Origin of the sequence: uncultured Maricaulis sp., assembly GCF_963976135.1 — a bacterium.
GTDB lineage: Bacteria > Pseudomonadota > Alphaproteobacteria > Caulobacterales > Maricaulaceae > Maricaulis.
Map to the genome: position 1 here is coordinate 1 of NZ_CAXBKN010000129.1, position 5,725 is coordinate 5,725.

The following is a 5,725-nucleotide window of genomic DNA, read 5'->3' on the forward strand; positions in this document are numbered from 1 at the left end:
CTGGAGCCCGTTCCCGCGCATGTCGACGCCCGTTGGCGTTCGATGGTGAAGGGGGTTCACCGTCTCGAGAAAGAATTGCTCGCAGTTCTGGATGTGTCGGCAGTCATTGGCACAACCGTCAAGAACGAAGCCGCCTAGGGAAGGGCAAGCGTATGAAGACCTGTCTCGTCGTTGACGATTCGCGCGTTATCCGGAAAGTCGCCCGGCGCATTCTGGAAGAGCTGGAATTCGCGTGTGTTGAAGCCGGCGACGGCGCGGAAGCGCTTGAGAAGTGCCGGGAGAACATGCCCGACGCCATCCTGCTGGACTGGAATATGCCGATTATGAACGGCCTGGATTTCGTCAAGGCCCTGCGCCGTGAGGATACCGGGGACCGGCCGATCGTCGTGTTCTGCACGACCGAGAATGATATGGCCCACATCACCGAAGCGCTGCGCGCCGGCGCCGACGAATATGTGATGAAGCCCTTCGATGGCGACATTATCGCCTCCAAATTTCAGCAAACCGGTTTGTTGCGAGCGTCGTAGGGGAGGCTGATGACAGAGCCCGCACTCAAAACGGCTGCCTTGCCCGGGATCGCCCGCGTCCTCGTGATCGATGATTCTGCGGTCGCCCGCGGTCTCATGACGCGTTGGATCGAGGAAGATCCCGACCTTGTACTGGTCGGCTCCGCCACCGATGGCGAGCAGGGCATTCGCAAGGCCGAAGAACTGCGCCCTGATCTGATCGTGCTTGACGTGGAAATGCCCAAGATGGACGGGCTCGCAGCCCTGCCCATTCTGCTCAAGACCGTACCGAAATGCCGTATCGTGATGGCCTCGACCCTGACTCGCCGGGGTGGCGAGGTGACGATCCGCGCCCTGTCCATGGGCGCCGCGGATTACGCGCCCAAGCCGCAGGCAGGCCGTCTCGCCGGTGCCGAGGAATTCCGCCGCGACCTGCTCGCCAAGCTCAAGGTATTGGCGCCGCGGTCGCGCGTTTCGAGCCCGTCAGCGCCTGCCGCCAGTCCGGCTGCGCCGCAAGTCCGCCACGCGCCCGGTACTCCGCCACCGGCCGCCGCGCCGCGCGCCTTTCGCCCCGTGGCCGCCGCCCCGATCTCGCGCGGCAACACACGGCGCTCGACCGGACGCCCCTCGATCATTGCGATCGGCTCCAGCACGGGCGGTCCCGAAGCTCTGCGCAATGTGATCAGCAAGTTTTCAGCGGGCCTCCCGGCGCCGGTTGTTATCGCCCAGCACATGCCGGCCCTGTTCACCAAAATCCTCGCCGAGCACCTGGCCAAGGCCAGCAATCTGCCCTGCAAGGAAGTCGAGCATGGTGAGCGTCTGCAGGCGGGCCATGTCTATGTCGCGCCCGGCGATTTTCACTTCACAGTCCGGCGCGATGCGGCTGGCTTCTTTGCGGCGCTCGACCAGACCCCGCCGATCAATTTCTGCCGCCCCGCCGTCGACCCGCTGTTTCTGTCAGTGGCCGAGGCGACCGGTGGCAACGCGCTCGGCGTCATCCTCACCGGGATGGGGCATGACGGGCGCGAGGGCGTGCGTGCGCTGCGCGGTGCCGGTGGAACGATTATCGCCCAGGACGAAGCGAGCAGCATCGTCTGGGGCATGCCTGGCGCAGTCGCCGAGGCCGGACTGGCAGATCAGATACTGCCGCTAGCGGAAATAGGGTCGGACATCGTCCGGCGCGCCAAGGGTGGAATGTAGGCCTATGCTGGAAAAACAGGAAATTCTCTACGTGGCGGCCGAGGCGTATAAGCGCTCGGGCCTCGTCTTGTCGGCTGACAAGGGCTATCTGCTCGAAAGTCGGCTGGCACCGCTGGCCCGGGCCGAAGGTTATGCCTCGATTGAAGCCCTGATTTCAGCAGCGCGGCGCGAGTCCAGCGATCGCCTCCTCTGGGCCATCACCGAGGCGCTGGCGACCCACGAAACATTCTTCTTTCGCGACAATACCCCTTTCGACCTGTTCAAGCAGGACATTCTCCCGGTTCTCTCGCGCGCCCGGGGCAATACCGGCGTGCTGCGGATCTGGTGTGCGGCCTGTTCGTCGGGTCAGGAACCCTATTCGCTGGCCATGCTGCTGGAAGAAGAGCGCGCACGCCTCGGCGGCCTTCGCGTCGAGATCGTGGCGACGGATATGGCACCGCGCGTGCTGGAAAAGGCCAAGGCCGGCCTCTACAGTCAATTCGAGGTTCAGCGTGGCCTGGCGATCCAGCGTCTGGTAACGCATTTCGACCAGACCGGCGACCAGTGGCGCATCAAGCCGAATATCCGGCAGATGGTGAATTTCCAGAAGCAGAACCTGCTCGAGAATTTCGCCTCCATGGGCAAGTTCGACGTGATTTTCTGCCGCAATGTGTTGATCTATTTCGATGCGGAATCGAAGAAGAAAGTCCTCTCGCGCCTGTCGCAGCAGACCGCCTCAGATGGCTATCTTGTGATGGGAGCAGCCGAGACGGTGGTCGGCCTGTCGAGCGATTATGTACCGGTGGACGGCCGTCGTGGCCTTTACACCCAGGTCGGCAATGCGGCGCTTAAGACCGCCGCAGCCTGATATCGGCCTCAATGCCGGCACGGCGAAATGAATAACCCCGGCACCAGACTGGTCCGGGGTTTTTCATTGCGGCCGGGCCAGGGCCTGCCTACTCGGCGGTCGCCGGAAAAATGACGATACTGCGGGCGATGGCACCGAGGGCTTCACGGGAGAAGCTGTCAAGGGCCGCCAGTTCGCTGCCTGTGTCGGTCGCGCTGACGGCAATGAGTTCCAGCCAGCGATAATCGCCGGCCACAGTGTCCTCGATCCAGAAGCGGCGCACCGATATGCCATCAGCATCCTCTCCGGTGGGCGTGCCGGTACACTGCTGCCAGATCCGCCGGACTCCGGCCGCATCGATCGCGACATAGGGGGCGTCGCGGTCGCACCATGCGGGTGTTGCGGGCCGGGCGATCTCATCGATCCGGTCGAAATCATACCCGCCATTGCGGGAGAGGGCTTCCGCGCCCTCAATTCCCACACTGACCCCCCAGTGTGCATCATGCAGCTCCGCGCCAGCGCGCATCTCTGTAGAGAGGGTTTCGAGTTCCCGGGCCAGCGCGTCTGGTGCTTCAATGCGGATCAGGCCAGCCGCGGGATCGGTCAGGCTCTGCACCAGGCCATGCCAGTCCAGCGAGCCGTCAGGGGCCGCCGATGGGGCGGGCATGTCCTGGAACGCCAGGGCCTGCCCGGCCGCCAGGATCGAGATCGCCAGTGCAGCAGGCACTATTCGGTCGTGTTTCATGCGGATTCTCCCTGTTTCGGGAACGAGTATAGATTGCCGCCTGGTACCGGAAAGCCCCTGAACAGGGGAGGGGCAAGAAAGCCCGATCGCGGAGACCCGGCCTGCCTCCTGCCCAGCACAGCGCGGCGCCGCAAACCTAGTCGCTCCTGGCGTCCGCCGGGCGAGGCGCGATGATGATGTCGTCCGCCATCAGGGCCAGGGCCGCGCGGGTGAAGCTGTCCACCGCCGCGAGTTCGGCCGGCGTTTCCGATGAGCCGAAGGCGGTGAGTTCAAGCCAGCGATAGACCCGGCTCGAGCGCTCCTCGGTCCAGATCTTGCGGACGATGAGGGTGTCGGAAATTTCCTCCGGCGGTGTGCCGGCGCATTGCTGCCAGGTATGGGCAATGCCGGTCGGGCCTGACGTTGTGAACGTCACATCGGGTCGGCACCACGCAGCGGTTTGCGGCCGGCTCGCTGCTGCAAGCCTGTCGGGATCAAACAGGCCGCCGTCCGCATAGGATTGCGCGCCATCGACCCCGAAGGTGAAGCCCCAATCGACGCCCTGCACGTCGGCTTCCTCCAGAACCCCGGTCACCGCCGCCGCAAGCGCCAAGGCCAGCGGGTCGGGTGCATCGAAGGCGATGAAGCCGTCGGCACGATCCGTCATGTTCTGCAGGGCGTCCCGCCACAGCATCCAGTCCTCCCCGCTACTGGGCGGGTTCGCCAGGAGGAGGGCCTGCAAAATATCGGTGGTCATTGCCGACAGGATTTCATTGCCGGAATCGAGCAGGCTGTCCTGTTCGGCGGTGATGCTCGTGACGAGGTGAATATGGATGGTCCCGCCCTCGAAAGGAGCGTCCAGCAACTGATCAAGGGTCAACATCGGGACCCCGTCCTGTATCGTATAGAGGCGGCAAGCTGTCCCTGCTATCTCGGTGCCCTGGCGGGAAACGACCATGACCGGGGTGTGGTCGTCGCACGGACGGGGGGCCGGGTCAGAGGTCGAGAACAGGATGTCGAAGCCCATTCCCCACCGGCCGCCCTCGGCATCTGCGAGGGCCGTCAGCCGGGCATGTTTCGCGTCAAGCCGCTCGAGCAACCCGCCGGGGTCGCGAAACGCGACGCGCCCGCCGGCTGCAGCCTCGAGCGCGGTGAGCTCTGCCATCAGCTCGGACGCTGAAAACGTGTCCATTTCCACCACGCCCGGGCGCGGTGTTGCCGGTTCGCCGGGCGGGTCCTGGAGCGCCAGGGCGCTTCCGGCGGTCAGAATCGCGGCCGCGAGTGCGGTCAGGCTCAATCGGTGGTGTTTCATGGGGCGCCTCGTTGTTTGCAAGCCAGACTAGCGGGGCGCCAAACGCCGAAAAGCCCCTGAACAGGGGAGGCCGACAAGAAAAAGCCCGGTCGCAGGGACCGGGCTCTTCAATCTTGCATCGACCGTCAGATCAGACGGCGACTTTTTCTTCCATCGGATCGCGCAGCACATAGCCACGGCCCCAGACGGTTTCGATATGATGTTCGCCTTGCGTGGCGGCTGCCAGTTTCTTGCGAAGCTTGCAGATGAAGACGTCGATGATTTTCAGTTCAGGCTCGTCCATGCCGCCATAGAGATGATTGAGGAACATCTCCTTGGTCAATGTCGTGCCCTTGCGCAGCGAGAGCAGTTCGAGCATCTGGTATTCCTTGCCGGTCAGATGGACGCGCTGGCTGTCCACTTCGACCGTCTTGGCGTCGAGATTGACGGCGATCGAACCGGTTTTGATGATTGACTGCGAATGACCCTTGGACCGGCGGACGATGGCGTGGATGCGCGCAATCATCTCATCCTTGTGGAAGGGCTTCGTCATATAGTCATCGGCCCCGCATCCAAGGCCGCGGACCTTGTTGTCGATATCGGCATTGCCGGTGAGGATCAGGATCGGCGTATCGATCTTGGAGACGCGAAGGGTTTTGAGGACATCAAAACCCGTCATGTCCGGCAGATTCAGATCGAGCAGGATGATGTCGTAATCATACAGCTTGCCGAGATCGACCCCTTCCTCGCCAAGATCCGTCGTGTAGATGTTGAAGCCGTCTGACTTCAGCATCAATTCGATGGACTGCGCGGTCGCCCGGTCGTCCTCAATTAGAAGAACCCGCATGGTTCGCCTCCGGTCTGGTACCCGAACGAATCAATCCCGCCCGGTGTGTAGTCTGATTAACCTTATTCTGACGCTACGAGGAAACCCTTAACGAAAGTTAACTGCGGCTTGACCGGGTACAAGAATCGTCCGCCCGGCGATTCTTTTCCGCTTCAGCTTGATTCGCAATTAGCGTTAACGAATGGGGGGTTAGCCGGCACATGCCGCCGCCATGACTCTGAAAAATTTGATCAACTGCGATTGGGTTCACGCATAAAGTATGCGGCGATAGGCGGCGGATTGGCCTGTCAGCATTGAAAATCTGACCGTGGACGGCCCGAAAGCCGGTCCG

6 protein-coding genes are annotated in these 5,725 nt (G+C 62.8%); 3 read left to right on the top strand and 3 right to left on the bottom strand.

What is annotated here, in order from left to right:
* The first annotated feature begins 152 nt into the window (after positions 1-152).
* From AAC023_RS13240 to AAC023_RS13250, 3 genes are read left to right on the top strand one after another with little or no spacing between them, the layout of a single operon-like run.
* A complete protein-coding gene (locus tag AAC023_RS13240) occupies positions 153-527 on the top strand; it encodes a response regulator (RefSeq protein ID WP_339741671.1) in 375 nt (124 codons plus the stop codon).
* Positions 528-536: 9 nt separating this feature from the next.
* Complete coding sequence (locus tag AAC023_RS13245) at positions 537-1,706, top strand: chemotaxis response regulator protein-glutamate methylesterase (protein WP_339741672.1); 1,170 nt, start codon at positions 537-539, stop codon at positions 1,704-1,706.
* 4 nt (positions 1,707-1,710) lie between these two features.
* Entirely contained in the window at positions 1,711-2,553 is an 843-nt protein-coding gene (locus AAC023_RS13250; protein WP_339741673.1) for a protein-glutamate O-methyltransferase CheR, read from the top strand.
* Positions 2,554-2,641: 88 nt separating this feature from the next.
* Here the strand turns inward: AAC023_RS13250 and AAC023_RS13255 are convergent, their stop codons facing one another.
* The 3 genes from AAC023_RS13255 to AAC023_RS13265 all read right to left on the bottom strand — a co-directional run bounded on the left by AAC023_RS13255 (position 2,642) and on the right by AAC023_RS13265 (position 5,394).
* Positions 2,642-3,277, bottom strand: a complete 636-nt coding sequence (locus AAC023_RS13255) for a hypothetical protein (RefSeq protein ID WP_339741674.1) — start codon at positions 3,275-3,277, stop codon at positions 2,642-2,644.
* A 136-nt stretch (positions 3,278-3,413) separates the two neighbouring features.
* Positions 3,414-4,568 (bottom strand): hypothetical protein, encoded by a 1,155-nt coding sequence (locus tag AAC023_RS13260; protein WP_339741675.1) that lies wholly within the window; start codon positions 4,566-4,568, stop codon positions 3,414-3,416.
* 130 nt (positions 4,569-4,698) lie between these two features.
* Entirely contained in the window at positions 4,699-5,394 is a 696-nt protein-coding gene (locus AAC023_RS13265; protein WP_091766370.1) for a response regulator transcription factor, read from the bottom strand.
* Between the last annotated feature and the right edge of the window lie 331 nt (positions 5,395-5,725).

What these genes read in the sequence shown, in the direction of transcription:
- AAC023_RS13240 (WP_339741671.1), top strand. Translation starts at nt 153, where the DNA reads ATGAAGACCTGTCTCGTCGTTGACGATTCGCGCGTTATCCGGAAAGTC.
- AAC023_RS13245 (WP_339741672.1), top strand. Translation starts at nt 537, where the DNA reads ATGACAGAGCCCGCACTCAAAACGGCTGCCTTGCCCGGGATCGCCCGC.
- AAC023_RS13250 (WP_339741673.1), top strand. Translation starts at nt 1,711, where the DNA reads ATGCTGGAAAAACAGGAAATTCTCTACGTGGCGGCCGAGGCGTATAAG.
- AAC023_RS13255 (WP_339741674.1), bottom strand. Translation starts at nt 3,277, where the DNA reads ATGAAACACGACCGAATAGTGCCTGCTGCACTGGCGATCTCGATCCTG.
- AAC023_RS13260 (WP_339741675.1), bottom strand. Translation starts at nt 4,568, where the DNA reads ATGAAACACCACCGATTGAGCCTGACCGCACTCGCGGCCGCGATTCTG.
- AAC023_RS13265 (WP_091766370.1), bottom strand. Translation starts at nt 5,394, where the DNA reads ATGCGGGTTCTTCTAATTGAGGACGACCGGGCGACCGCGCAGTCCATC.